Raw genomic sequence first — 25,607 nt, forward strand, 5'->3', positions numbered from 1 at the left:
CAGCAGAGGGCAGAGTAATTACCTGACGTAGGCCAGCAGGCTCAGTGAATCACGGGCCAGTGACTTGCACTTTTTGTCATTGGTGATGGCGATGCCGCTGAGATCGCGATAGCTGTCTTCACCCAGCGCTTTCATGTTGTAGTTGCTGTAGTTGCTTAAATCCCAGCGGTTCTGCTGAGCAAAAAAGACCAGCGCTTTGCGAATCTGTGCGTCCGGTAAATCCTGATAGCCACAATCATTTTTCAGATAGACGAAAACCGCCGTGAGATCGGCCAGATCTTCCGCTTCGGATTCGCTCAGGGCAAAACTGGTGGAGGAGAAGCCAAGGAGTCCCGTCAGCAGCAGGATCTTGATGCTTTGCTTCATAGTCGTTCTCTTCAATGGATATTGCTCATGACGTTAGCACAGTTATTCTCAGGTTTTCGATTAATTTGGCGCTGTGAGCCGCTGCACCGCCTTTTTTCATCAGATTCTCACGGCTAACACTTGACCTTCCCATAAGGTCAGGGTTTAGGCTGTGCGCTCTGATGTCACAAGGATGATCACCATGCAACGTCGTCACTTCCTGAAACTTACCGCCGCACTGAGTGCAGCCGGAGCCTTGCCGCTCTGGAGCCGTTCGCTGATGGCAGCCTCCCGTCCACTGCTGCCGATTCCATCACTGCTGGAAGCGGATGCCAGGGGCAGCTACAGCCTTACCGCGATGCAGGGCACCTCGCAGTGGAATGGCAAAGCCGTGCCGACCTGGGGCTATAACGGCAGCCTGCTGGGACCGGTGCTGAAGTTGCAGAGTGGCAAACCGGTGACGGTGAACATCCATAATCGACTCAGCGAAGCGACTACCCTGCACTGGCACGGGCTGGAAATCCCCGGCGCGGTAGATGGCGGTCCGCAGGCCGTGATTGCGCCTGGTGCTTCGCGTCAGGTCTCTTTTACCCCTGACCAGCCCGCCGCAACCTGCTGGTATCATCCGCATCTGCATGGCAAAACCGGGCATCAGGTCGCACACGGACTCGCGGGACTGATTTTGCTGGAAGATAAGGAGAGCGGCACACTGCGCCTGCCTGTGCAGTGGGGCGTGGATGATGTGCCACTGATTTTCCAGGATAAGCAGCTGAGTAAAGATGGCGGCCGGATCGATTATCAGCTCGACGTAATGCGCGCAGCCGTGGGCTGGTTTGGCGACATGATGCTGACCAACGGCGTGCAGTATCCGCAGCATGCGGTGCCGCGCGGCTGGCTGCGTCTGCGTCTGCTAAACGGCTGTAATGCCCGTTCGCTGCACGTTGCCGCCAGTGATAAACGTCCTCTTTATGTGATCGCCAGCGACGGTGGCCTGCTGGCTGAGCCGGTGAAGCTCGACGCACTGCCGATGCTGCCGGGCGAGCGTTTTGAGGTGATGATCGATACTTCTGACGGTAAAGCGTTTGATCTGGTGACGCTGCCGACCGAACAGATGGGCATGACGCTGCCGCCGTTTGACCAGCCGCTGCCGCTGGTGCAGATCCTGCCGCTGCGGGTGATGGCCAGCGCCACGCTGCCGGATAAGCTGGCGACGCTGCCTGCGCTTCCCGCCACCGACGGACTGACGACACGCTGGCTGCAGCTGATGATGGACCCGCAGCTGGACCAGCAGGGGATGCAGGCGCTGATGCAGCGCTACGGCGAGAAAGCGATGGGCAAGGGCGGTCATCATTCGATGCCGGAGAAAACGGCTGCCGGGCCGATGCCGCCGATGGAAAACATGGAAGGGATGGATCACAGCATGCACGGCATGGCGAAGCCCGCCAGTTACGATTTCCGCAATGGCAATAAGATCAACGGCCAGGCTTTTGATATGACAAAGCCGTCATTTGCGGTGAAGCTGGGTGATTATGAGAAGTGGACGATTTCAGGAGAAGGCGACGCCATGCTGCATCCCTTCCATATTCACGGCACCCAGTTCCGCATTCTCTCCGAGAACGGCAAACCGCCCGCCCCGCATCGGCAGGGCTGGAAAGATATGGTGAATGTCGACGGCTGGCGCAGTGAAGTGCTGGTGCGCTTCAACTATGTCGCTGCCGCCGAACACGCTTACATGGCCCACTGTCATCTGCTGGAGCATGAAGATACTGGCATGATGCTGGGCTTTACCGTGAGCTGATTACGCCTGATCCAGCGCCAGTCTGATGTCTTCAATCAGGTCACCGGCGTTCTCGATGCCAATCGACAGCCGCACTGTGGCGTCAGTAATACCAATACGCTGACGCACCGCCTGCGGCACGCCGGAGTGGGTGGTGCTGCCAGGATGGCTGGCCAGCGACTCGGTTCCGCCCAGGCTCACCGCCTGTTTGAACAGCGACAGCGCATTGAGAAAACGGAACGCAGCGGGCTGATCGCCGACGATATCGAACGAGAAGGTCGAACCCGCGCCGCTGCACTGCTCGCGATAGGTTTTCCCTTCGGCGCTCTCCGCATCCAGATAGGGCAGCCAGTGCAGCTTCGCCACTTTCGGGTGATCGCGCAGAAAGGCCGCGACCGCTTCTGCATTGTGAAAGGCTTTCTCCATCCGCAGCGACAGCGTTTCCAGCGAGCGGCTGAGCATCCAGCTTGAGTGCGGGTCCAGCTGCGTACCAATGGCGCTGCGCAGGGCGCGCACTTTCGCCATCAGCGCTTTACTGCCCATCGCGGCACCCGCAATCAAGTCAGAGTGACCGCCAACATATTTGGTCAGTGAGTAGAGTGACAGATCCGCGCCCAGCGTCAGCGGCTGCTGGAACAGCGGGCCGAGCAGGGTGTTATCACAGGCGATAATCGGTCGTGAACCCTGTTGCTGGTCAATTTCATCGGCAATGCGCGCCATCAGGCGGATATTGACCAGGCTGTTAGTCGGATTTGCGGGTGTTTCAATCAGGATGACCGCGACCCGACCCTGGGCCATCGCCTGCTGAGCGGCTTCGCGCACCCTGACTTCATCATTCCCGTCGCTGAAACCAACTGCTTTAATATCCAGATTGTGCAGTGTTTTGCTGAGCAGCGTTTCGGTGCCGCCATACAGGGGCTGGGAGTGCAGGATCACCTCGCCCGGGCGGGCAAACGTCAGCAGGGCCGTGGAGATAGCGGCCATCCCGGAAGAGAAGAGTGAACAGCTCTCTGCCTGCTCATAGACCGCCAGCCGGTCTTCAACAATTTCGCTGTTCGGATGGTTAAAGCGCGAATAGACCAGCCCGCCCGATTTGCCTTCCGGCGGCTCACGACGACCAGAGACGTAATCAAAGAAATCCCGTCCCTCTTCGGCGCTGTCAAAGACAAAGGTCGATGTCAGAAACACCGGCGGCTTTACCGCACCTTCAGAGAGGCGGGGATCATAGCCATAGTTCAGCATCTGGGTTTCGGGGTGCAGCGGCCTGTCGCCGATATGCGTCTTTTTGCTTGATGATGAAGTCATTGTGATCTCCGGCCAGTGGCGCGAGTAGGGTAACGATCTGTTGGATAAAGGCTACCACGCAGCGAATCATGCTGGTAAATGCCAGAATGTTCTAAGGTAATGCGCCTTTCAGTGACTTAAAGGCCACAGGTAATAATTTTCGCGACGTAATCGTTTGCATACAGGGTCGCACAGTCGTCGCTGCGGCGTCTGTGATAGACTTCGGGGCTTTTCTGACGTAACCGGGCTGAACGCAATGAAACACACTGTTGAAGTGATGATCCCTGAACAGGCAATCGCCACGCGCATCGCTGAACTGGGGAAAGAGATTAACGAGCACTACCGCGACAGCGGCAGCGATATGGTGCTGGTGGGGCTGCTGCGCGGCTCATTCATGTTCATGGCTGATCTCTGTCGCGCCATTGATGTGCCGCATGAAGTCGACTTTATGACGGCGTCCAGTTACGGCAGCGGCATGTCCAGCACGCGTGATGTGAAAATCCTGAAAGATCTGGATGAAGACATTCGTGGCAAGGATGTGCTGATCGTCGAAGATATCATCGACTCCGGTAACACCCTGAGCAAAGTGCGTGAGATTCTGCAGCTGCGTCAGCCAAAATCACTGGCGATCTGTACTCTGCTGGATAAGCCTGAGCGCCGTGAAGTTGAAGTCAATGTCGAGTATGTCGGCTTTGCGATTCCGGATGAGTTTGTGGTGGGCTTTGGTATCGACTACGCTCAGCACTATCGCCATCTGCCTTACATCGGCAAAGTGGTGCCGCTGGAATCCTGATACTGCTCTGACCGCACATTCTTCCAAGGCCTGCACCGGTTGCCTGGTGTAGGCTATGTCGCGCTTTACGCCGCGATCGGCTCAGGCCTCGCCGTTCATCTGCAGATTAGCAATGCCGTGACGATAGCGCTGTTCAAGGATCTCCCGGCTGTTTGCCGTGACATCCAGGTTACGCAGGCAGCCATCCTGAATGCCGTAAACCCAGCCGTGCAGGGAGACATCCTTGCCACGTTTCCAGGCAGATTGCAGAACGGTCGAGTGCCCCAGGTTATAGACCTGTTCAATAACGTTGATTTCGCACAGTTTGTCCAGGCGCTTATCCGGCGGGAGTTCCCCCAGCAACACGCTATGCTTGTACCAGAGGTCGCGGATGTGCAGCAGCCAGTTGTCGATTAATCCCAGCTCCGGGTTATCCATCGCCGCCTGCACGCCGCCGCAGCCGTAGTGGCCGCATACGATAACGTGTTCCACTTCCAGCACTTCGATAGCGTACTGCACCACGGACAGACAGTTCAGATCGGTGTGGATTACCAGATTGGCGACGTTGCGGTGAACAAAGAGTTCGCCTGGCTCCAGTCCGGTCAGACGTTCGGCAGGGACACGGCTGTCAGAACAGCCAATCCACAGGAAGCGCGGTTTTTGTGCCTGGGCGAGCCGCTCAAAAAAACTGGGATCTTCTTCAACCAGCAGTTTTGACCATTCGCGGTTGTTTCTGATCAGGGTATTGATGTCTGTCATGGCGTTGAGCGACCGGTTACTGCGCAAAGTGCGCGCGCGTACTATATGCCAGGGCCTGATAAATTTAAACGGCATTGCAATGCCATCAAAACAGGGTATGGATGCAGAATGACTTATGCACTGGAACTTTCCCGGCTGACTAAGACCTATCCCGGCGGCGTGCAGGCGCTGAAGGGCATTGATCTTAACGTTGAAGCGGGTGACTTTTATGCGTTGCTGGGGCCAAACGGTGCCGGTAAATCGACCACCATCGGGATTATCAGTTCGCTGGTAAACAAATCCGAAGGCAGCGTGCGGGTGTTTGGCTACGATCTGGAAAAAGATGTGGTGAATGCCAAGCGCCAGCTCGGGCTGGTGCCGCAGGAGTTTAACTTCAACCCGTTTGAGACGGTGATGCAGATCGTCGTGAATCAGGCGGGTTACTACGGCGTTGAGCGTCGTGAAGCCAATGAGCGTGCGGAAAAGTATCTGAAGCAGCTCGACCTGTGGAGCAAACGCACTGAGCGTGCGCGCATGCTCTCCGGCGGGATGAAGCGCCGCCTGATGATCGCCCGTGCACTGATGCACGAGCCAAAACTGTTGATTCTGGATGAGCCAACGGCTGGCGTGGATATCGAACTGCGTCGCTCAATGTGGGTGTTCCTGAAAGATCTCAATGCCAAAGGCACTACCATCATTCTCACTACCCACTATCTGGAAGAAGCCGAGATGCTGTGCCGCAACATCGGCATCATCCAGAGCGGTGAGCTGGTGGAAAACACCTCGATGAAAGAACTGCTGTCCAAGCTCAAATCAGAAACCTTTATCCTGGATCTGGCGCCGCGCAGTCCGCTGCCCAGGCTGGAGGGGTTCCAGTACCGGCTGACCGATACTTCAACGCTGGAAGTGGAAGTGCTGCGTGAGCAGGGCCTTAACAGCGTGTTCAGCCAGTTAAGTGCGCAGGGTGTGCAGGTGCTGAGTATGCGCAATAAAGCCAACCGTCTTGAAGAGCTGTTCGTTGGCCTGACGACGCAGGGAAAAACAGGAGCAAAAGCATGACACATTTGTACTGGGTGGCGCTGAAAAGCATCTGGGCCAAAGAAGTTAACCGTTTCGCCCGTATCTGGATCCAGACGCTGGTGCCGCCGGTCATCACCATGACGCTCTATTTCATCATCTTTGGCAACCTGATCGGGTCGCGCATTGGTGAAATGCACGGCTTCAGCTATATGCAGTTTATTGTGCCGGGATTGATCATGATGGCGGTGATCACCAATGCCTACGCCAATGTGGCATCGTCCTTCTTCAGTGCCAAGTTCCAGCGCAACATTGAAGAACTGCTCGTTGCACCCGTGCCGACCCACATTATCATTGCCGGCTATGTGGGCGGCGGTGTGGCGCGTGGCGTCTGCGTCGGCATTCTGGTGACGGCTATTTCGCTGTTCTTTGTGCCGTTCCACGTGCACTCCTGGTCGATGGTGGCGATTACGCTGCTGCTGACCGCGATTCTGTTTTCACTGGCCGGTTTGCTCAACGCCGTCTTTGCGCGCACCTTTGACGACATCAGCCTGATCCCGACCTTTGTGCTGACGCCACTGACCTATCTGGGCGGCGTATTCTATTCGCTGAGTCTGCTGCCGCCAATCTGGCAGGCTATCTCTAAACTGAATCCAATCGTTTATATGATTAGCGGATTCCGTTATGGCTTCCTGGGCATTAATGATGTGCCACTGGTGTTTACGCTCTCGGTACTGGTGGCCTTTATTCTGGTATTCTACTGGCTGGTCTATGCGCTGATTCAGCGCGGACGCGGACTGCGCACCTGACAATACATTGAATAGTACGGGCCACGCTGCGATAAGGGCGTGGCTTTTTTTTGGTGAGTGAAAAACAACCCGAACGACGGTTCTCCCTGGCCTCGAAATCATCCTGAAACCTGCCTGCGATGAAAAAGTCATCGAAGCCGATGACAACCAAAGCGGTTTAATTGCAGAAGCAGAAATAAAAAGGGCCGCCCATTTTAATGGCGGCCCTTTTTTGTCAGCTGATCGATTACTCAGGCGATTTGTACCGGCACTGCTTTCGCCAGACGCTTCATCTGGTTGTCACCTTCAAAATAGGCGACCTTAGGCTGCCATTGACGCGCGACGGCATCCTCAACCTGCACATACGAGCAGATAATTAAAATATCGCCTTCGCAGGCGCAGCGGGCAGCAGCACCGTTGACCGAAATAATTTTCGAGCCACGCTCAGCCGCGATAGCGTAGGTAGAGAAGCGCTGACCGTTAGTGACGTTATAAATATCGATCGCTTCATATTGCAGAATGCCGGAAGCATCCAGGAAATCCTGATCGATAGCGCAGGAGCCTTCGTAATTGAGGTCCGCCTGCGTCACTTTTACGCGGTGCAATTTGCCTTGCAGAACTGTGCGAATCATAGCCAGAAACCTTATCAGAGAAATAAAATAACCTGCAGCGGGCGTACTTACAGCGTCAGGTCAACAGTTTGATTATCAATCAGTCGGGCTTTACCCAGCCAGGCGGCCATCAGCACCACCGCACGCTGGCTGTCCACCGTCAGCGGCTGCAACGTGTCCGCATCACAGATTGCCAGGCCATCAGGACGCAATCCCTGTGCCAGCAGTGTCTCGCTGGCTGCCTCAATGATCTCTTCAATGTGACGCTCGCCGTTCTCAAGTTGCTGAGCCATCTGATGCATCACCTGGCTCAGCACCGGTGCCAGCTTACGCTCATTGTCTGTCAGGTAGCCGTTGCGCGAACTCAGCGCCAGGCCATCTTTGGCCCGCACTGTTGGCACACCAACAATCTCAATGTCGAAGCCCATATCAGCTACCATCTTACGAATGATAGCCAGCTGCTGAAAATCCTTTTCACCGAAACAGGCAATATCGGGCTGCACCAGATTAAACAGTTTGCTGACGATGGTCGCCACGCCGCGAAAATGGCCTGGACGCGTCGCGCCTTCCAGCAGGGAAGAGAGCACCGGCACCTCAACAAAGGTCTGATTCTGCGCGCCCTGCGGATAGACTTCAGCCGGTGACGGGGCAAAAACCACGTCAACCTGGTGACGGTTCAGCTTTTCACAATCTTCCTGCAGGGTGCGCGGGTAGCGGGCTAAATCATCGGCGCGATCGAACTGCATCGGATTGACGAATATCGAGACAATGACGATGTCCCCGCGCGACCGGGCTTCATCCACCAGCGTCAGATGGCCTTCATGCAGGTTGCCCATGGTCGGCACCAGCGCAATGCGTTTACCCTGCTGACGCCAGCGACGGACTTCCTTGCGCAGCATCAGCAGCGTTTCAATAATCAACACGGTGACTCTCCTGAATTACTGGAAACTGTGCTCTGCCGCCGGATAGGTTCCGGCCTCGACGTCGGCGATATAGTGGCGAATCGCCGCGCGAACATCGCCGGTCTCCGCCAGGAAATTTTTGGCAAATTTGGGAATGTGGCCGCCGGTCACGCCCAGCGCGTCATGCATCACCAGAATCTGACCATCGGTGACGTTACCGGCACCGATGCCGATCACCGGGATAGTGAGCGCCTCGGTGATCCGCTGGGCCAGCGACACCGGGACGCACTCCAGCACCATCAGCTGTGCGCCTGCCGCTTCCAGCGCCAGCGCATCGGCCAGCAGCTGATCGGCACCGGCTTCATCACGGCCCTGCACTTTATAGCCGCCAAAGATATTGACCGATTGCGGGGTCAGGCCAAGATGACCGCACACCGGCACGGCGCGTTCGGTCAGCATCTGTACGGTCTCAGCCAGCCAGCTGCCGCCTTCCAGTTTCACCATATTGGCACCGGCACGCATCAGCTGTGCGGCACTCTCAAAGGTCTGCTGTGGCGTGGCATAACTCATAAAGGGCAGATCGGCGAGCAGCAGGGCCTGTGGCGCACCACGGCGCACGGCAGCGGTGTGATAGGCGATATCGCTGACCGTGACCGGCAGGGTGGAGTCGTGCCCCTGTACCGTCATCCCTAAGGAATCACCAACCAGCAGCACCTGAATGCCTTCATCGGCAAACAGACGGGCAAAACTGAAATCGTAGGCGGTCAGCGTCGCGAATTTTTTACCGCTGGCTTTCGCCTGACGCAGATGTGAAATCGTGGTGGGTTTCATGGCGCTCTCAACTCAGGAATTCTGATGGGCGCAGTTTACTGGATAGCGTGAAAGAGCGGAATCAGAGATGTGCGTTTGTCTGATCAGCCATGCCACAGCGTGATGCTGCGACTGTCCAGGGTGGCCAGAACGGAGCTGAGTGCGCGGCCATCGGGCAGGCGGGCATCGGGCGCAATCGCCAGCAGGGGTACCAGCATAAAGGCGCGATTCAGCAGGTCGTAGTGCGGCACAATCAGCCGCTCAGTGTTGATTGCTGCGTCGCCAAACAGCATCAGATCGATATCCAGCGTGCGCGGCCCCCAGCGTTCCGCCTTACGCACCCGCCCATGATCCCGCTCAATCTGCTGGGTATGGTCAAGCAGGGTTTCTGCGCTGAGATGGGTTTCCAGCGCCACGGCGGCATTGAGAAAATCGGGCTGATCGGGCGGGCCATAAGGCGGTGTACGGTAGAACGGCGAGGTCGCGATACGTTGCGTCTGCGGCAATGCATCCAGTGCCGTCAGCGCTGCATCAACCTGATGCAGCGGGTCGGCCAGATTACTGCCTAATGCGAGGTAAACTCGTGTCATGACACGTTTTGATTGTCACGACGTGGTGCGGAAGAGCGGCGGCGCGGACGGCGTGATTTATTGCGCGGCACCGGATCGTCACCCAGATTATTCAGCATGTTTTTCTGATGCGGCGGTGCAGCCACCTGGAATTCCCCCCACCACTGGCTCAGACGCAGCAGTTCCGGGTTATTTTCCACTTCTGCACGCAACGCCAGCAGATCGTAAGCAGCGCGGAATTTCGGATGCTCCATCAGCTTCCAGGCGCGTTTACCGTGACGGCGTGACATGCGTAACTGCAGCAGCCAGATATCGCGGATCAGCGAGGTAATACGTTTTGGAATTGCCAGCGCACGGCAGGCTTCGTCCAGCGTATCGTTCATCGCCATCGCAAAGGCTTCGAAGTAGGTCAGGCCACTCTCCTGCGCAATGCGTTCGGCCGCTTCAAGCTGCGGATACCAGAACATCGCAGCAAACAGGAACGCCGGATTCACGCGCATATCATTATGAATGCGGTTGTCGGTGTTTTTCAGCACCTGTGCCAGCATCCGCTCCATGTGGCTGTCACTGTTTTCCGTGAAGTTGCGTGCCAGCGTCGGGAAGAGCGGCTGGAACAGCTGATATTCACACAGCTTGAGATAAGTACTGTAGCCATAACCTGCCTGCAATAGCTTCAGCGACTCTTCAAACAGACGCGCGGGCGGAATATCACGCAGCAGCGAGGCCAGACGTGGAATCGGCTCGGCGGTTTCCGGCGCAATGCTCATATTGAGCTTGGCGGCAAAGCGTGCGACGCGCAGCATGCGAACCGGATCTTCGCGGTAGCGGGTTTCCGGATCGCCAATCAGGCGAATGATGCCCTGTTCGAGATCGCTGATGCCACCAACGTAGTCACGTACGCTGAAATCAGCCACGCTGTAGTAGAGGCTGTTGATGGTGAGATCGCGGCGCTGGGCATCATCTTCAATAGAGCCGAAGATATTATCGCGCAGCAGCATACCGCTCTGGGCGCGCTGCGAACTGTTACGATCTTCTGCGATCTCTTCAACCTGATGATGGCCACGGAAGGTAGCGACTTCGATCACTTCCGGGCCAAACATCACGTGAGCCAGACGGAAACGCCGACCCACCAGGCGACAGTTGCGGAACAGCTTACGCATCTGCTCAGGCGTGGCGTTGGTGGTCACATCGAAATCTTTAGGTTTTTGCCCCAGTAGCAAATCGCGCACGCCACCGCCTACCAGATAGGCTTCATAACCGGCTTTATTCAGGCGATAGAGCACTTTGAGGGCATTTTCGCTGATGTCTTTACGTGAGATGTTGTGGCTTTCACGAGGGATAATGGCCATCAGACGTTCTGGTTCAACCTCTGCAGGGGCTTCCTCTTCATCACGCTTCAGGACTTTTCGGCAAAAATTAGCTACTCGGGTAAAAATGGGACACCTCGACAGTGGCAATTAGGGTGTAGGTAAAATCAGCGGCTAATCATAGCCTGTTGAGAACCGTTTGAGAATGCTGTTGTCTATGCATCCGGTTTCAGGGCGTTCTGTTGCGGCATCAAAGCGATATTCCACTGTGCTACCGCATCAGACAGCAGTTTGTCCTGCGTTAAGTCCTGCCAGCCACCTGAAACAGGCTGCCCGAGGAAGCGTAATGCCGCTACCAGCAGGGGTCTGGCATCGCCATCAGGCAGGGAAGGAGCATGATTCTGCTTCGATAACTTATTGCCATCGTGATTAAGCGCCAGCGGCAGGTGCAGCCAGGCCGGCACCGGCCAGCCAAACTGCTGATAAAGTGCAATCTGCCGTACCGTCGGCTCAATCAAATCTGCGCCGCGCACCACTTCGGTAATGCCCTGAAAATGATCGTCGACGACCACCGCCAGGTTGTAGGCAAACAAACCATCGCGACGGTGAATAATAAAGTCTTCCTGTGCCAGACGTCTGTCCGCTTCTACGCACCCGCGTAATCGGTCTTCAAACGCAAAGACCGGCGCATGCTGGCGTAAACGCAGCGCGGCATTCTCTGGTCCGCGTTGCCGTTCACGGCAGTAACCATCATAGAAACCGCCAATCTCCTGAATGCGACGTCGGGGACAGGTGCAGAAATAGCTCTGACGATGCTGCTGCAGCCAGGCGAGCGCGTCACGGTAGGCCTCATGACGTTGCGACTGCCACAGCACTTCGCCATCCCACGTCAAACCATAGTGTTCCAGCTGATGCAGGATGCGGCTGGCGGCACCCGGCACTTCCCGCGGCGGATCGATATCTTCAATTCTCACCCGCCAGATGCCGTTTTGCGCGCGCGCGCTCAGGTAACTGCCCAGGGCAGCAATCAGCGAGCCAAAATGAAGTTCACCAGAGGGAGAAGGGGCGAAGCGACCAATGCAGGAGGATGACATAGGATTCAGAAGTGACCACGCAGTGGACAAAAAAGTCATTGTTCCACCGCGCGGTAACAGGATGGACGCGGCATCAGCCGGCCATTTGTTTCTCACGAATTTCTGCTAACGTCTTACAGTCGATGCAGAGATCGGCAGTAGGACGTGCTTCGAGACGGCGGATACCAATCTCAACGCCACAGGAATCGCAATAGCCGAAGTCGTCATCTTCAACTTTCTTCAGCGTCTTCTCGATCTTTTTAATCAGTTTACGTTCGCGATCGCGGTTACGCAGCTCCAGGCTGAACTCCTCTTCCTGCGCGGCACGGTCAACCGGGTCCGGGAAGTTAGCAGCTTCATCCTGCATATGCGATACGGTACGATCGACTTCGTCCCGCAATTGATTACGCCAGGCTTCCAGAATCTTGCGAAAATGGGTCAGCTGCGCGTCGTTCATATACTCTTCGCCAGGCTTAACCTGATAAGGCTCAACGCCAGCGATAGCGAGAATACTCAGGGACGATGTTTTACGGTTTTGACCTTCTTGCATGTTGCTTCTCCTGGATAACACGCACTATACCCTCTGACTGACGTCCCGCAGGGGCGTTGCTGCCGGCCTGCATCTGACGTCTGCGGGGTACATCGATCCCCCATTGGGGAAAAAAACAGGCCGCTATAAATAACAGAAGCAGTCAGGGTTGGCAATTCTTCATGAACACACCTTGACAAGCCTGTGAGGAACAGCGTAATCAGCCCTTAGCTCAGAACATTCTTACCACATAAAATTGCAAAAGATATTACAAGGTTACGTTGATCGGCGATTTAAGAAACATTCCCTCCGCCGATAAGTCTGCCTGATACGCTAAAACCTCTACACCTTCCCGTTGCGCCTGAGCCAGTTGTTCTGCATACGCCGCATCAATGTGGCGTGCCGGGGAAACGTCCTCAATCCCCGAGTGCAAAACGGCAAACAACAAAACGGCCCGATGACCCTCTGCCGCCACTGTCGCCAGCTCGCGCAGGTGTTTCTGTCCTCGAATCGTCACCGCATCCGGAAAATAGCCTTTACCTTCATGTAAAAGGGTTACGGATTTCACCTCAATATAGCAGTTGCGCCGTGCCTCTGCTTTGAGCAGGAAATCAATTCTGCTTTTTTCACTGCCATATTTTACTTCAGCCTGTCGATGCGAATAACCAGCCAGCAATGGCAACCGATCCTGGTCCAGCGCTTCAGCCACCAGCTGATTCGCGCGCAGGGTATTCACGCAGATCCAGTGGCCCTGTTGCGTTTCGGTCAGCTCCCAGCTGTGGGGATATTTGCGCGTCAGGCTGTCGGACGTGGAATACCAGACCCGATCGCCCGGCGTGGCGCAGCCGGTCATGGCACCGGTGTTGGCGCAATGAATCGTCAGCACCTCGCCCTCAGGCGTCTCGACATCGGCCAGGAAACGTTTGTAACGGGCGATCAGGCGGGCGGATTTAAGGGGCGGAGAGAAGTGCATGCGGATCCTGAGACGTTAACGGCCAGCTGGCCAGAGCGCGATAGCGGGTACGACCTCTGGCATAGTCAGAGGCGAACAGTGAAAAGGTGGAGACGCGAAAACGCCAGTGAAAACCGCGTGGCGGTAATGCAACCGGCTGGGTGGCCTGGCGTAACAGCGTGATGTGCGGATGAAACGGCTGTGGGCTTTGATAACAGCCATGCCGGGCGGCCTGGGCCCGCAGCAGGCTGGCGAGCTGTAACAGATCGCGTGGCGCGCGCTGGCAGCCGAGCCAGACCACGCCGGGGCGCGGCCAGTGCCCGGCATCATCCAGGTCGAGATCGAAACCGGGCTGGACGATACGGGAGGCCAGCGTCTGCAGGCGTTGTGAGGTTTCCGGTGCGACCTCACCCAGAAACGCCAGCGTCAGGTGCAGGTTTGCTGCGACCACTGGCTGGCCGACCTCTGCAGGAAAGGTGTCCGCCCGCCAGCGCACCAGCTGTTGCTGCATTTCGTCAGGCAGGCTGATGGCAAAAAATAAGCGTTGTGTCGCCATGGCGCTCTCCGGCAAATATCACGTGCTACAATGCGCGCCATCTTAGCACAGGCAGAAGCGGAGTTTGCTGTGAGCGATTTACCGGTCAGCGCGGTGCTGCCTGACATCCTGGCGGCGCTGCGTGACGCCTCTCAAATCCTGCTGGCCGCCCCTACCGGCGCGGGCAAATCGACCTGGCTGCCGCTGCAGTTGTTGCAGCAGGCGGCGTTGCCGGGACGCATCATTATGCTGGAGCCACGCCGGCTGGCGGCACGTAATGTGGCGCAGCGGCTGGCAGAACAGCTCGGCGAACAGCCGGGAGCCACAGTGGGATTCCGGATGCGTGGCGAAAGCTGCGTCGGGCCAGAAACCCGGCTGGAAGTGGTCACCGAAGGGATGCTCACGCGCATGCTTCAGCACGATCCGATGCTGGAGGGCGTATCGCTGGTGATCCTCGATGAATTTCACGAGCGCAGCCTGCAGGCCGACCTGGCGCTGGCGCTGCTGCTCGATGTGCAGCAGGGGCTGCGCGACGATCTTAAAATCATGCTGATGTCGGCCACGCTGGATAATGCCCGGCTGGCGGCGCTGCTGCCGGATGCGCCACTGATTATTTCAGAAGGGCGCAGCTATCCGGTTGAACGGCGTTACGCGTCGCTGAATCAGAACGTACGCTTTGAAGAGGCGGTCGCGCGTGAAGTCGCCCAGCTGCTGCGCGACGAAGACGGCTCCCTGCTGCTGTTTCTGCCGGGCGTGGCGGAAATTGAACGCGTGAAACGCGAGCTGGAATCACGCATTAGTGACGATGTGGATCTGACACCGCTCTATGGCGCACTGCCGCTGGCGGCGCAGCGACGGGCGATCCTGCCCGCCGCCGCCGGACGTCGCAAAGTGGTGCTCGCCACCAATATCGCCGAGACCAGCCTGACCATTGAAGGGATTCGTCTGGTAGTCGACAGTGCGCTGGAACGCAGCGCCCTGTTTGACGCCCGCAGCGGCGTAACGCGTCTGCAGACGCAGCGCATCAGCCAGGCATCAATGATCCAGCGCGCAGGTCGCGCCGGGCGACTGATGCCGGGGATCTGTCTGCATCTTCTGCCGCAGGAGCAGGCGTCTCGTGCGGCGGCGCAGAGCGAACCGGAAATGGTTAACAGTGACCTTTCGTCGCTGTGGCTGGACCTGTTGCAGTGGGGCTGTACCGGGCCGCAACAGCTGCAGTGGCTGGATCAGCCGCCCGCCAGAAATCTGATGGCAGCGCAACAACAGCTGACCCGTCTGGGTGCACTGGACAGCAACGGCCTGCTTAACACGCTGGGACGGCGTATGGCAAAGCTGGGTTGCGATCCGCGGCTTGCTGCTATGCTCTGTGCCGCAGGCGATGAGCCGGATGCGGTCGCCAGCGCCGCACTGCTGGTGGCGATTCTGGAAGATCCTCCGCGCAGCGGCAGTGCCGATCTGCGTGATGCGCTGCATCGGCCACAGGCCCAATGGCAGCGGCGGGCGCAGCAGTGGCAGCAGCGGCTTAAAATTCGGGGCGGACGGGTCGATGAAGATCGCTTCGCTGGCCTGCTGGCGGTAGGGTTTGGCGATCGGCTGGCGCGGCGTCGCGACCAGAGCGGTCGCTATCAGCTGGCTAACGGGCTGGGGGCCAGACTCGATGAGCAGGATGGCCTGACGCGCAACGAATGGCTGATTACACCCGCCCTGTTGCAGGGCAGTGCGACGCCGGATGCCCGGATGTTGCTGGCACTGCCGGTCGATATTGAAATGCTATGCCAGCATCAGCCAGCGCTGATTGAGCGTCGGACCGAAGTGGAGTGGGATGAAGAGAAGGGCACGCTGCGTGCGTTCAGACGTGAGCAGATTGGCGCCCTGATCCTGAAGACCCAGCCGATGGCGCGCCCGGAGCCGGACGTGCTTCACGCGGCTATGCTGCGCTGGATCGCCGAAAAAGGTCTGTCGGTATTGGGCTGGACGCCGGATGCCGGGCAGTTGCGCCTGCGCATTCAGTGTGCTGCGCAGTGGCTGCCGGAAGAGAGCTGGCCCGCCATGGATGACGAAAGCCTGCTTGAGAGCCTGCCGCAGTGGCTGTTGCCGCAGATGTCAGCAGTGCGCGATCTGCGCAGCCTGCAGGCGGTGAACCTGACCACGGCGCTCTTACATTTACTCACATGGTCACAACGTCAGCGGCTGGATACTGTGCTGCCAACTCATTACACTGTGCCGACCGGAAGCCGGCTGCCAATCCGCTACGATGCGGATAAGCCGCCCGCGCTGGCAGTCAGGATTCAGGAGATGTTTGGCGAAGCGCAGAATCCCACCGTGGCGGAAGGACGCATCCCGCTGGTGCTCGAGCTGTTATCGCCCGCCCAGCGTCCGTTGCAGATCACCCGAGATCTGGCGGCGTTCTGGCGCGGTGCCTGGCCGGAGGTCAGGAAAGAGATGAAGGGACGCTATCCGAAACACCTCTGGCCAGAGGATCCGGCCACCGCCTTGCCAACAAGGCGAACCAAAAAAATGTCCCCGCAGGGTTGAGTCCGCTGGATCGAATTCAGAGGGTTCTGCCATGCGGCACGCGAGAAAGCAGTTAGAGTAGCGGCGCTGCCGTAAGCACTGCCTGGAGAAGAAAAGTAATGTCTGGGAACGATCGCGAACCAATAGGGCGCAAAGGTAAACCGTTGCCGCCGCGCAGCAGTGCGGGCCGGGGACGACGCAGGGATATCGAACAGGATATCGATCAGGACGATTTTAATGATGACGAGGAGGAAGCGCCGGTGCCACGTAAAGGTAAAGGTGGAAAACCGCCGCGCGGCAAACGCCGTTGGCTGGGATGGTTAATTAAACTGTTCCTGGTGTTTGTGGTGGTAATGGTCGCATGGGGCATCTACCTCGACTCGGAAATTCGCAGCCGGATTGACGGTAAGGTGTGGCAACTGCCTGCCACCGTCTATGGCCGCATGGTCAGCCTGGAACCGGGCATGGCCTACAACAAAAGTGAAATGGTGGCGCTGCTGGAAGGGACTCAGTATCGCGAAGTCTCCCGTATCACCCGCCCTGGCGAGTTTTCGGTGAAGGGCAACACCATTGATCTGCTGCGTCGCCCGTTTGATTTCCCCGACAGTAAAGAGGGGCAAATCCACGCGCGCATGAGCTTTACCAAAGATGAGCTGAGCGAGATTAAAAACCTCGAAACCGGCCGTGATTTTGGCTTTTTCCGCCTCGATCCGCGTCTGATCACCATGCTGCAGTCACCCAATGGTGAACAGCGACTCTTCGTGCCGCGCACCGGTTTCCCTGATTTGCTGGTCGATACGCTGATCGCCACTGAAGATCGCCATTTCTATGAGCATGATGGCATCAGTCCGTACTCCATTGGTCGCGCCTTCCTGGCGAACATCACGGCCGGGAAAGCGGTGCAGGGTGGCAGTACGCTGACGCAGCAGCTGGTTAAGAACCTGTTCCTGACCAATGAGCGTTCGCTGTGGCGTAAAGCGCGTGAAGCCTATATGGCGGTGATCATGGATGCGCGCTACAGCAAAGATCGCATCCTGGAGCTCTACCTGAATGAGGTCTATCTCGGTCAGGCGGGCAGCGATCAGATTCGCGGCTTCCCGCTGGCGAGCCTCTACTACTTTGGCCGTCCGGTTGATGAGCTGAGTCTGGATCAGCAGGCGATGCTGGTTGGCATGGTGAAAGGGGCGTCGCTCTATAACCCGTGGCGTAACCCGAAACTGGCGCTGGAACGCCGCAACCTGGTGCTGCGCCTGTTGCAGCAGCAGAAAGTGATCGACCAGGAGCTGTACGACATGCTGTCGGCGCGTCCATTGGGCGTGCAGCCAAAGGGCGGTGTGATCACGCCACAGCCTGCCTTTATGCAGATGGTGCGTAACGAGCTTCAGGCGAAACTGGGCGACAAGATTAAAGATCTCTCCGGCGTGAAGATCTTTACCACGCTGGATCCGGTCTCGCAGGATGCGGCCGAAAAAGCGGTGGTTGACGGCATTCCGACGCTGAAAAAACAGCGTGGTCTGAAGGATCTGGAAACCGCAATGGTGGTGGTTGACCGCTTCAGCGGCGAAGTCCGTGCTATGGTCGGCGGTGCCGATCCGCAGTATGCCGGTTATAACCGTGCGTTGCAGGCGCGTCGCTCTATTGGTTCCCTGGCGAAACCGGCGACCTACCTCACCGCGCTGAGCCAGCCAAACAGCTATCGCCTGAACAGCTGGATCGCCGATGAGCCGATTGCGCTGAAGCAGCCAAATGGCACCATCTGGAAACCGATGAACGACGACCGTCGCTTCAGCGGCAAAGTGATGCTGGTGGACGCGCTGACCAACTCCATGAACGTGCCGACGGTTAACCTCGGTATGACGCTGGGGCTGGATGCGGTAGTCGATACCTGGAACAAGCTGGGCGTGCCGAAAGAGCAGCTGCATCCGGTTCCGGCGATGCTGCTGGGTGCTTTAAACCTGACGCCGGTTGAAGTGGCACAGGCGTTCCAGTCGATCGCCAGCGGCGGCAATCGCGCGTCGCTGTCAGCGGTGCGTTCGGTGATTGCAGAAGATGGCAGCGTGCTCTATCAGAGCTATCCGCAGGCGCAGCGTGTGGAACCGGCGCAGGCCGCTTATCTGACGCTCTACACCATGCAACAGGTCGCTGACCACGGTACTGCCCGTGCACTGGGCGCGCGTTTCCCGAATGCGCATCTGGCGGGCAAAACCGGTACTACCAACGATCTGGTGGACAGCTGGTTTGCCGGTATTGATGGCAAAGAAGTGGCGATCACCTGGGTAGGACGTGATAACAACCAGCCGACCAAACTCTACGGTGCCAGCGGTGCGATGCAGCTCTATCGTCGCTACCTCGACAATCAGGCACCCATGCCGCTGCAGCTGACGCCGCCGGAAGATGTATCACTGATGAATGTGGATTCGGCCGGTAACTTTGTCTGTGGCACGGGCAGCAGCACCTGGCGTTCTCTGCCGGTGTGGGCGCTGGATCCGAATGCGCTGTGTCAGCAACAGCAGCAGCAGGTTCAGCAGCAGCAACAGCTGTTTGACCAGCAACAGCAGCAACAGCAGCAACAGCCGCAACAGCAACCGGCCCAGCAACCGCAGGAGCAGGAGCAGAAAGACAGCGACGGCGTAGCAGGTTGGATAAAAGATATGTTTGGCAAATAAATCAGTCAGACAGGTTAAAAAGGGCGCTTCGGCGCCCTTTTTTGGTTTTTGATCAATACGGGTAAACGGCTCTGCAAACGGCGTCACTGCTGGGATTTCTGCTTGCAGTCGTCGCTGAAGTTCGCATATTATCTAATCCGTTATAATAATCATTATCGTTTCGATTCGCTCGCCTGAGCCTATTTTAAGAGACACCTTTTTATGAATGCGCGAACGACTTTTGCAGACAACACCAAAAAAACATTTTCCCGGCCGCTTCTGGGCGTCATGATTTCACTGAGCCTGAGCTCCTCGCTTTATGCTGCGCAGACGGAGACCATGGTGGTCTCGGCGGATGGCGGCAGCGGCGTCGAGGCGGAAAGCGCCTGGGGGCCGGCACCGACCGTGGCGGCGAAACGCAGCGCCACGGGCACCAAAACTGACACACCGATTGAAAAAAATCCGCAGTCTGTTTCCGTGGTTACCCGCGAAGAGATGGAGATGCGCAACGTGACCAGCGTGAAAGGGGCGTTTAACTATACGCCTGGCGTGCTGACCGGTAACCGTGGCAGCTCAGATGTGATTGATGCGTTATCCATTCGCGGCTTCAGCGAAACCAATACCAATCAGTATCTGGATGGCCTGAAGCTGCAGGGAGATAATTACTCTGAGTTTGCCATCGACCCCTATTTCCTGGAGCGCGCCGAACTGCTGCGCGGTCCGGTGTCGGTGCTCTATGGCAAAAGCAATCCGGGCGGTGTGGTCTCGCTGGTGAGCAAGCGTCCAACCCAGGAAACGCTGCGCGAAGTACAGTTCCAGATGGGCAACGACAACCTTTTTTCGACCGGCTTTGATTTTGGCGGCGCGCTGGATGATAACGGCGTCTACAGCTATCGCCTGACCGGTCAGGCGCGCAGTCAGGATGCGCAGCAGTCGATGAACAAAGAGAAGCGCTACACTATCGCTCCGTCATTCAGCTGGCGTCCCGACGATCGCACCCGCATTGATCTGCTGACCTATTTCCAGAACGAGCCAGAAACTGGTTATTACGGCTGGCTGCCGCGTCAGGGCACTGTGGTGCCGATCACCCGTGCCGATGGCAGCCAGTACAAACTGCCGACCGACTTCGACGAAGGCGAGCAGAGCAATAAGATTTCACGCACTACCAAAATGGTGGGCTATAACGCCGAGCACAGCCTTAACGACACCTGGACGCTGCGCCAGAACCTGCGTTACGCCGACCTGCGCACCGATTACCGCAGTATCTATGGCAATGGTTTCCTGCCGGAGACTCAGCAAATCACGCGCGGTTCGGCAGTTTCAGAAGAGACGCTCAACCAGTTGGCGGTCGATACCCAGGCGCAGGCGAAATTCGCCACCGGCCAGGTTGATCATACGCTGCTGTTGGGCGTGGACTTCCAGCGTACCCGCAATGATATCGACGCACAGTTTGGCACTGCTTCCAGCCTGAATGCAGTTAATCCGCAATATGGCGATAACGGCGTAACGCCATTTGCCGATCCTTATCAGCATCTGAATAAGCAGCGTCAGACCGGCCTCTATGCACAGGATCAGATGGAATGGAACCGCTGGGTGCTGACACTGGGTGGCCGCTACGACTACGCCATGACCTCGGTTTACGATCGGGTGGCGAATAGCGTTGATCGCCAGAACGATCAGGCCTTTACCTGGCGTGGGGGTCTGAACTATGTGTTTGATAACGGAATCGCGCCTTACTTCAGCTACAGTGAAGCCTTTATTCCGAATGCGGGTTCAACCTATGAGGGTCAGGCATTTGATCCGTCACGCGCTAAGCAGTATGAAGCGGGCGTGAAATATGTACCGAAAGATCGTCCGGTGGTGCTCACCGCAGCGCTTTACCAGCTGACCAAAACCAAAAATCTGACTGCCGATCCCGATCCAGACAGAGCTTTTTTCAGCGTTCAGAGCGGTGAAATCCGGTCACGGGGCGTAGAGCTGGAAGCTAAAGCGGCGCTCAATGCCAACGTTAACCTGACGGCCTCCTACACCTACACCGATGCGGAATATACTGAAGACACGTCGCTTAAAGGCAAAACGCCGGTGCAGGTGCCGAAACATATGGCCTCACTGTGGAGCGACTACACCTTCCACGAGACAGCTTTGTCAGGGGTGACGATCGGCGCTGGGGTCCGTTACGTGGGTGAAAGCCAGGGGCTGTATGCTGAAACCCCAACTAATACCTCTGCTGGACTCTCGAACCAGAACTTTAAGGTAGCCGGTTACACCACGGTGGATGCGGCGCTGAAGTATGATCTGGGTCGTTTCGGTCTGCCAGGCTCGACAGTGGGTGTTAACGTGAACAATCTGTTCAACCGCGAGTATGTCGCCAGCTGCTACCGTGAATACGCCTGCTACTGGGGTGCAGAACGCCAGATTGTCGGCACCGCGACCTTCAGATTCTGATTTAACCGGGCGCTTTGGCGCCCGTTCACAGGGATAACCATGCCGCATCCGCACGCAGAAGAGGCAACCTTCAGGCTGGAGAATGCCAGTTTCGAAGTGCCCGGCCGCACTCTCCTCCAGCCCCTGTCGCTGACTTTTCCACCGGGTAAAATGACCGCGCTGATTGGCCACAATGGCTCGGGCAAATCGACGCTGTTGAAAATGCTGGGTCGCCATCATGCGGCCAGCAGTGGAGAGGTTTTGCTGAATCAGCAGCCGGTCGGGCGCTGGCACAGTAAAGCCTTTGCCCGCGAGGTGGCCTATCTGCCTCAGCAGTTACCGGCCGCCGAAGGGATGACGGTGCGTGAACTGGTGGCGATTGGCCGCTATCCCTGGCACGGGGCGCTGGGGCGCTTTGGTCAGGAGGATCGCGATAGGGTAGAGGATGCGATTGCGCAGGTCGGGCTAAAGCCCTTTGCCGGCCGGCTGGTGGACAGTCTGTCAGGCGGTGAGCGTCAGCGCGCCTGGCTGGCAATGATGGTGGCGCAGAACAGTCGCTGTCTGCTGCTGGATGAACCGACCTCGGCGCTGGATATTGCCCATCAGGTGGAGGTGCTGGCGCTGATCAAAGATCTGAGCCAGCAGCGCGGCCTGACCGTGATTGCGGTGCTGCACGATATCAATATGGCGGCACGCTACTGCGATCATCTGGTTGCGCTGCGTCAGGGCGCGATGATTGCCGAAGGTGACGCCGGAGCGATTATGCAGCCAGAGGTGCTCGGTGCAATTTATGGCATTCCGATGGGCATTTTACCGCACCCGCAGGGCGGCGCGCCGGTTAGTTTTGTCTGTTAAGGAAAGGATGATGCCCGATCTTTATCGCCGCCGACTGTTGCTGGCACTGGCGGCCTCGCCGCTGTTCTGTGCGCTTCCTCTGCGTGCTGCCACGCCGGATCCGGGTCGGATTATTGCACTGGAGTGGTTACCCACCGAACTGCTGATTGCATTGGGCGTTACGCCCTGGGGCGTGGCCGATCTGCACAACTACAACATCTGGGTAGGTGAGCCGAAGCTGCCTGCAGACGTCATCGACGTCGGTCTGCGCACCGAACCCAATCTTGAGCTGATGGCGCAAATGCAGCCTTCGCTGATCCTCTGCTCCAATGGCTACGGCCCGCCCAAAGAGAAACTGACGCGCATCGCACCCATCATGGGCTTCGACCTTCACAGCGGCGACGGAAAACCCTTCACCGCCGCGCGCGCATCACTGCGTCAGCTGGCGGCGCGCCTGGGATTAAGCGAGCGGGCGGAGCAGCATCTGCGTGAGGTCGATGATCAGCTGGCAGCGGCGCGTGAGCGGCTGGCACCCTATGCCGGACGCACGCTTCTGCTGATGTCGCTGCTCGACAGTCGTCACGCCATTACCTTCGGTAAAAATAGCCTGTTCCTGGAAGTGATGACCCTGCTGGGCCTGAAAAATGGCTGGCAGGGCGAAACCAATTTCTGGGGCAGCGCAGTGATCGGCATCGAACAGCTGGCGCAGGCCGGAGAGGTGGATGTCATCTGTTTCGATCACGACAATGACGTGGAGATGCAGCAGCTGATGCGCAGTCCGTTGTGGCAGGCCATGCCGTTTGTCCGCACCGGACGCTTTCAGCGCGTCCCGGCGGTCTGGTATTACGGTGCAACGCTCTCGGCGCTGCACTTTGTTCGCGTGCTGGAACGCGCGCTGGAGACGCACTGATGCGCCATGCTCTGTTTCCCGCAGGCCTCCTCAGCCTGCTGTTTCTGCTCTCACTCAGCCTGACGCTGGTTAATCTGCACCAGGCACTGCCACAGGCTGAATGGTGGCAGGCATTCTGGTCACCAGCCGTCGATAGTCTGCCGCAGATGGTGTTTCACTACAGCCTGCTGCCGCGCACGGCGCTGGCGCTGCTGGTGGGTGCCGGACTGGGTCTTGCCGGTCTGCTGTTTCAGCAGATCCTGCGCAACCCACTGGCGGAGCCGACCACGCTGGGTGTCTCTTCCGGCGCGCAGCTGGGGATTACCGTGGCAACGCTGTGGCATCTGCCCGGCGGGGCCATGACCCAGCAGTTTGCCGCGCTTAGCGGTGCGCTGCTGGTGGGCGCGCTGGTGTTTGGTGTGGCCTGGGGCAAACGTCTGTCGCCGGTGACGCTGATTCTGGCCGGGCTGGTGCTGAGCCTGTACAGCGGCGCGGTGAATCAAATCTTCGCTATCTTCAATCACGATCAGCTGCAGAACATGTTTCTGTGGAGCACCGGCGCGCTGAATCAGATGAGCTGGGAAAACGTACAGCAACTCTGGCCGCGTCTGCTGCTGGCGTTTGTGCTGACACTGGCGCTGCTGCGTCCGCTGACGCTGATGGGGCTGGATGATGGTGTCGCGAAAAACCTGGGTCTGGCGCTCTCTGTGGCGCGTATTGGTGGCCTTGGACTGGCGATTCTGCTCAGCGCACAGCTGGTGAATATCGCCGGTATCATCGGCTTTATCGGGCTGTTTGCGCCGCTGCTGGCAAAGCTGCTGGGTGGACGACGACTCCTCAGCAGGATGCTGCTGGCACCGTTTACCGGCGCGCTGCTGCTGTGGCTGGCGGACAGTTGCGTCTTATGGCTCAGCACGCACTGGCGCGATATTCCGACCGGCACAGCCACGGCCCTGCTTGGCGTACCGATTCTGCTGTGGCTGCTGCCGCGACTGCGCACCGGTTCGGTGCCGCCCGCGCTGAATCAGGGTGACCATGTGCCCGCCGAACGACAGAACCTGCTGCGCTGGGCGCTGATCGGTCTCGCTGTTCTGGCGCTGCTGGGGTGGGGAGCTCTCGCGTTTGGACGTGATGCGCAGGGTTGGATCTGGTCAGCGGGCGAGATGCTGCAATCACTGCTGCCGTGGCGCGCGCCGCGCGTGCTGGCGGCGCTGGTAACCGGTCTGATGCTGGGCGTGGCGGGGAGTCTGATTCAGCGGCTGACCGGCAATCCCATGGCCAGCCCGGAAGTGCTGGGCATCAGTTCCGGAGCTGCCTGCGGCATAGTGGTCATGATGTTCTTTGTGCCAGGCGATGCGATGGCCTGGCTGCTGCCCGCCGGTGCTGTGGGTGCCGCACTGACGCTGCTGGTGATTATAACGGTAGCCAGCCGTGGCGGCTTCTCGCCGGAGCGGATGCTGCTGGCGGGTATGGCGCTTAACAGCGCCTTTGTCACCCTGCTGATGCTGCTGCTGGCCAGCGGCGATCCGCGTATGGGCGGGCTGCTGAGCTGGATCTCCGGCTCGACCTATAACATCAGCGGCAGTCAGGCGATTCTGAGTGCCCTCTGTGCGCTGGTGCTGGTCTCACTGGCCCCGCTGGCCAGTCGCTGGCTGACGCTGCTGCCGCTGGGAAGTGCGACTGCACGCTCGGCGGGCATGGCGTTGACGCCAGCGCGGCTGAGTCTGCTGCTGCTGGCCGCCGCGCTGACCGCCAGCGCGACGCTGACTATCGGTCCGCTGAGTTTTGTCGGACTGATGGCACCGCATATGGCGCGGATGCTGGGGTTCCGGCGGGCCTTGCCGCAACTGCTGCTGTCGGGATTGCTGGGCGGGGGATTGATGATACTGGCTGACTGGTGCGGGCGAATGCTGGCATTCCCGGATCAAATCCCAGCCGGGCTGATGGCGACGTTTTTAGGTGCGCCTTACTTTATCTGGCTGCTGCGGCGTTCAGGTTAAAAAAAGACCAGCGCAAACCGGTCTGAGATTACTAACAAAGTCTGGCCCGATTGGCTGTGAGACTGAGCCTGCGAAGGGAACACGGTCAGATCGGAAAGACGCAAAAGCCGTCATCCCTGACACGCTCGGCCCGCGCGATTACGCACCTCATCCCTGAGGTGCGCCCGTAAACGGGCCAACACGTTGCGTTGTTCAAAAACGCCTGCCGTTTTTGTCCCAGGCGCGGAACGTTTTCCTCCTCTGCCCGTGTTCCCTGCGCGTTGAGTTTTATGTTGCTGTGAGATCCTGGACC

General features: G+C 58.1%; 22 protein-coding genes. 10 read left to right on the plus strand and 12 right to left on the minus strand.

Annotated features, from left to right (window positions below; genetic code table 11):
* Positions 1–18: 18 nt before the first annotated feature.
* Entirely contained in the window at positions 19–366 is a 348-nt protein-coding gene (locus tag AC6I8J_RS03495) for a YacC family pilotin-like protein (protein ID WP_150010759.1), read from the minus strand.
* A gap of 181 nt (positions 367–547) precedes the next feature.
* On the opposite strand from AC6I8J_RS03495, the gene cueO reads away from it, so the two are divergent.
* On the plus strand, positions 548–2,143 hold the full coding sequence (gene cueO / locus AC6I8J_RS03500) for a multicopper oxidase CueO (RefSeq protein WP_497825095.1): 1,596 nt from the start codon (positions 548–550) through the stop codon (positions 2,141–2,143).
* On the opposite strand, the gene AC6I8J_RS03505 is transcribed toward cueO, so the two are convergent.
* Positions 2,144–3,427 carry a cystathionine gamma-synthase family protein gene (locus AC6I8J_RS03505; RefSeq protein ID WP_253421104.1) on the minus strand — a complete coding sequence of 428 codons (1,284 nt, stop codon included), beginning with the start codon at positions 3,425–3,427 and terminating at the stop codon, positions 2,144–2,146.
* A gap of 235 nt (positions 3,428–3,662) precedes the next feature.
* Here AC6I8J_RS03505 and hpt point away from each other — a divergent pair, with 235 nt between their 5' ends.
* Positions 3,663–4,199: a hypoxanthine phosphoribosyltransferase gene (gene hpt, locus AC6I8J_RS03510; protein WP_105099563.1), complete on the plus strand. Its 537-nt coding sequence runs from the start codon at positions 3,663–3,665 to the stop codon at positions 4,197–4,199.
* A gap of 81 nt (positions 4,200–4,280) precedes the next feature.
* On the opposite strand, the gene can is transcribed toward hpt, so the two are convergent.
* Entirely contained in the window at positions 4,281–4,937 is a 657-nt protein-coding gene (gene can / locus AC6I8J_RS03515; RefSeq protein WP_033784496.1) for a carbonate dehydratase, read from the minus strand.
* A gap of 108 nt (positions 4,938–5,045) precedes the next feature.
* On the opposite strand from can, the gene AC6I8J_RS03520 reads away from it, so the two are divergent.
* Positions 5,046–5,975 carry an ABC transporter ATP-binding protein gene (locus AC6I8J_RS03520; protein WP_161731547.1) on the plus strand — a complete coding sequence of 310 codons (930 nt, stop codon included), beginning with the start codon at positions 5,046–5,048 and terminating at the stop codon, positions 5,973–5,975.
* On the plus strand, positions 5,972–6,742 hold the full coding sequence (locus tag AC6I8J_RS03525; RefSeq protein ID WP_161731545.1) for an ABC transporter permease: 771 nt from the start codon (positions 5,972–5,974) through the stop codon (positions 6,740–6,742). Before AC6I8J_RS03520 ends, AC6I8J_RS03525 begins: the two co-directional genes overlap by 4 nt.
* 230 nt (positions 6,743–6,972) lie before the next feature.
* Here AC6I8J_RS03525 and panD read toward each other — a convergent pair whose 3' ends face one another.
* From panD to thpR, 9 genes are all read right to left on the minus strand, one after another.
* Positions 6,973–7,353, minus strand: a complete 381-nt coding sequence (gene panD, locus AC6I8J_RS03530; RefSeq protein WP_497825096.1) for an aspartate 1-decarboxylase — start codon at positions 7,351–7,353, stop codon at positions 6,973–6,975.
* Between the two features lie 47 nt (positions 7,354–7,400).
* The gene (gene panC / locus AC6I8J_RS03535) at positions 7,401–8,255 is read right to left on the minus strand and encodes a pantoate--beta-alanine ligase (RefSeq protein ID WP_497825097.1); all 855 of its coding nucleotides are present in this window, start codon (positions 8,253–8,255) and stop codon (positions 7,401–7,403) included.
* Between the two features lie 15 nt (positions 8,256–8,270).
* Entirely contained in the window at positions 8,271–9,065 is a 795-nt protein-coding gene (panB, locus tag AC6I8J_RS03540) for a 3-methyl-2-oxobutanoate hydroxymethyltransferase (protein ID WP_253421108.1), read from the minus strand.
* 83 nt (positions 9,066–9,148) lie between these two features.
* Entirely contained in the window at positions 9,149–9,634 is a 486-nt protein-coding gene (gene folK, locus AC6I8J_RS03545) for a 2-amino-4-hydroxy-6-hydroxymethyldihydropteridine diphosphokinase (protein ID WP_161731539.1), read from the minus strand.
* The gene (pcnB, locus tag AC6I8J_RS03550; RefSeq protein WP_222925499.1) at positions 9,631–11,049 is read right to left on the minus strand and encodes a polynucleotide adenylyltransferase PcnB; all 1,419 of its coding nucleotides are present in this window, start codon (positions 11,047–11,049) and stop codon (positions 9,631–9,633) included. The genes folK and pcnB overlap by 4 nt, the downstream gene beginning before the upstream one ends.
* 86 nt (positions 11,050–11,135) lie before the next feature.
* A complete protein-coding gene (gene gluQRS / locus AC6I8J_RS03555; protein ID WP_161731535.1) occupies positions 11,136–12,014 on the minus strand; it encodes a tRNA glutamyl-Q(34) synthetase GluQRS in 879 nt (292 codons plus the stop codon).
* Positions 12,015–12,087: 73 nt separating this feature from the next.
* Entirely contained in the window at positions 12,088–12,543 is a 456-nt protein-coding gene (dksA, locus tag AC6I8J_RS03560) for an RNA polymerase-binding protein DksA (RefSeq protein WP_008925615.1), read from the minus strand.
* A 247-nt stretch (positions 12,544–12,790) separates the two neighbouring features.
* Positions 12,791–13,495 (minus strand): DNA/RNA nuclease SfsA, encoded by a 705-nt coding sequence (gene sfsA / locus AC6I8J_RS03565; RefSeq protein WP_222924527.1) that lies wholly within the window; start codon positions 13,493–13,495, stop codon positions 12,791–12,793.
* On the minus strand, positions 13,473–14,030 hold the full coding sequence (gene thpR, locus AC6I8J_RS03570) for an RNA 2',3'-cyclic phosphodiesterase (RefSeq protein WP_161731531.1): 558 nt from the start codon (positions 14,028–14,030) through the stop codon (positions 13,473–13,475). Before thpR ends, sfsA begins: the two co-directional genes overlap by 23 nt.
* Positions 14,031–14,060: 30 nt before the next feature.
* On the opposite strand from thpR, the gene hrpB reads away from it, so the two are divergent.
* The 6 genes from hrpB to fhuB all read left to right on the plus strand — a co-directional run bounded on the left by hrpB (position 14,061) and on the right by fhuB (position 25,315).
* Positions 14,061–16,544 (plus strand): ATP-dependent helicase HrpB, encoded by a 2,484-nt coding sequence (gene hrpB / locus AC6I8J_RS03575; RefSeq protein WP_497825098.1) that lies wholly within the window; start codon positions 14,061–14,063, stop codon positions 16,542–16,544.
* Positions 16,545–16,642: 98 nt separating this feature from the next.
* On the plus strand, positions 16,643–19,189 hold the full coding sequence (gene mrcB, locus AC6I8J_RS03580; protein ID WP_497825099.1) for a bifunctional glycosyl transferase/transpeptidase: 2,547 nt from the start codon (positions 16,643–16,645) through the stop codon (positions 19,187–19,189).
* A gap of 201 nt (positions 19,190–19,390) precedes the next feature.
* Positions 19,391–21,613: a ferrichrome porin FhuA gene (gene fhuA / locus AC6I8J_RS03585; RefSeq protein ID WP_161731525.1), complete on the plus strand. Its 2,223-nt coding sequence runs from the start codon at positions 19,391–19,393 to the stop codon at positions 21,611–21,613.
* A 39-nt stretch (positions 21,614–21,652) separates the two neighbouring features.
* Positions 21,653–22,447: a Fe3+-hydroxamate ABC transporter ATP-binding protein FhuC gene (gene fhuC / locus AC6I8J_RS03590; protein WP_497825100.1), complete on the plus strand. Its 795-nt coding sequence runs from the start codon at positions 21,653–21,655 to the stop codon at positions 22,445–22,447.
* A gap of 10 nt (positions 22,448–22,457) precedes the next feature.
* Positions 22,458–23,336: a Fe(3+)-hydroxamate ABC transporter substrate-binding protein FhuD gene (fhuD, locus tag AC6I8J_RS03595; protein ID WP_285088444.1), complete on the plus strand. Its 879-nt coding sequence runs from the start codon at positions 22,458–22,460 to the stop codon at positions 23,334–23,336.
* Positions 23,336–25,315, plus strand: coding sequence for a Fe(3+)-hydroxamate ABC transporter permease FhuB (gene fhuB, locus AC6I8J_RS03600; protein ID WP_161731521.1), 1,980 nt, complete (start codon positions 23,336–23,338; stop codon positions 25,313–25,315). Before fhuD ends, fhuB begins: the two co-directional genes overlap by 1 nt.
* Positions 25,316–25,607: the final 292 nt, after the last annotated feature.

This window comes from Pantoea sp. X-Soil-ISGK-355, assembly GCF_059730805.1.

What these genes read in the sequence shown, in the direction of transcription:
- AC6I8J_RS03505 (WP_253421104.1), bottom strand. Translation starts at nt 3,427, where the DNA reads ATGACTTCATCATCAAGCAAAAAGACGCATATCGGCGACAGGCCGCTG.
- AC6I8J_RS03525 (WP_161731545.1), top strand. Translation starts at nt 5,972, where the DNA reads ATGACACATTTGTACTGGGTGGCGCTGAAAAGCATCTGGGCCAAAGAA.
- gluQRS (WP_161731535.1), bottom strand. Translation starts at nt 12,014, where the DNA reads ATGTCATCCTCCTGCATTGGTCGCTTCGCCCCTTCTCCCTCTGGTGAA.
- panB (WP_253421108.1), bottom strand. Translation starts at nt 9,065, where the DNA reads ATGAAACCCACCACGATTTCACATCTGCGTCAGGCGAAAGCCAGCGGT.
- panD (WP_497825096.1), bottom strand. Translation starts at nt 7,353, where the DNA reads ATGATTCGCACAGTTCTGCAAGGCAAATTGCACCGCGTAAAAGTGACG.
- can (WP_033784496.1), bottom strand. Translation starts at nt 4,937, where the DNA reads ATGACAGACATCAATACCCTGATCAGAAACAACCGCGAATGGTCAAAA.
- AC6I8J_RS03495 (WP_150010759.1), bottom strand. Translation starts at nt 366, where the DNA reads ATGAAGCAAAGCATCAAGATCCTGCTGCTGACGGGACTCCTTGGCTTC.
- thpR (WP_161731531.1), bottom strand. Translation starts at nt 14,030, where the DNA reads ATGGCGACACAACGCTTATTTTTTGCCATCAGCCTGCCTGACGAAATG.
- hrpB (WP_497825098.1), top strand. Translation starts at nt 14,061, where the DNA reads ATGCGCGCCATCTTAGCACAGGCAGAAGCGGAGTTTGCTGTGAGCGAT.
- fhuD (WP_285088444.1), top strand. Translation starts at nt 22,458, where the DNA reads ATGCCCGATCTTTATCGCCGCCGACTGTTGCTGGCACTGGCGGCCTCG.
- fhuA (WP_161731525.1), top strand. Translation starts at nt 19,391, where the DNA reads ATGAATGCGCGAACGACTTTTGCAGACAACACCAAAAAAACATTTTCC.
- sfsA (WP_222924527.1), bottom strand. Translation starts at nt 13,495, where the DNA reads ATGCACTTCTCTCCGCCCCTTAAATCCGCCCGCCTGATCGCCCGTTAC.
- cueO (WP_497825095.1), top strand. Translation starts at nt 548, where the DNA reads ATGCAACGTCGTCACTTCCTGAAACTTACCGCCGCACTGAGTGCAGCC.
- fhuC (WP_497825100.1), top strand. Translation starts at nt 21,653, where the DNA reads ATGCCGCATCCGCACGCAGAAGAGGCAACCTTCAGGCTGGAGAATGCC.
- dksA (WP_008925615.1), bottom strand. Translation starts at nt 12,543, where the DNA reads ATGCAAGAAGGTCAAAACCGTAAAACATCGTCCCTGAGTATTCTCGCT.
- mrcB (WP_497825099.1), top strand. Translation starts at nt 16,643, where the DNA reads ATGTCTGGGAACGATCGCGAACCAATAGGGCGCAAAGGTAAACCGTTG.
- fhuB (WP_161731521.1), top strand. Translation starts at nt 23,336, where the DNA reads ATGCGCCATGCTCTGTTTCCCGCAGGCCTCCTCAGCCTGCTGTTTCTG.
- hpt (WP_105099563.1), top strand. Translation starts at nt 3,663, where the DNA reads ATGAAACACACTGTTGAAGTGATGATCCCTGAACAGGCAATCGCCACG.
- AC6I8J_RS03520 (WP_161731547.1), top strand. Translation starts at nt 5,046, where the DNA reads ATGACTTATGCACTGGAACTTTCCCGGCTGACTAAGACCTATCCCGGC.
- folK (WP_161731539.1), bottom strand. Translation starts at nt 9,634, where the DNA reads ATGACACGAGTTTACCTCGCATTAGGCAGTAATCTGGCCGACCCGCTG.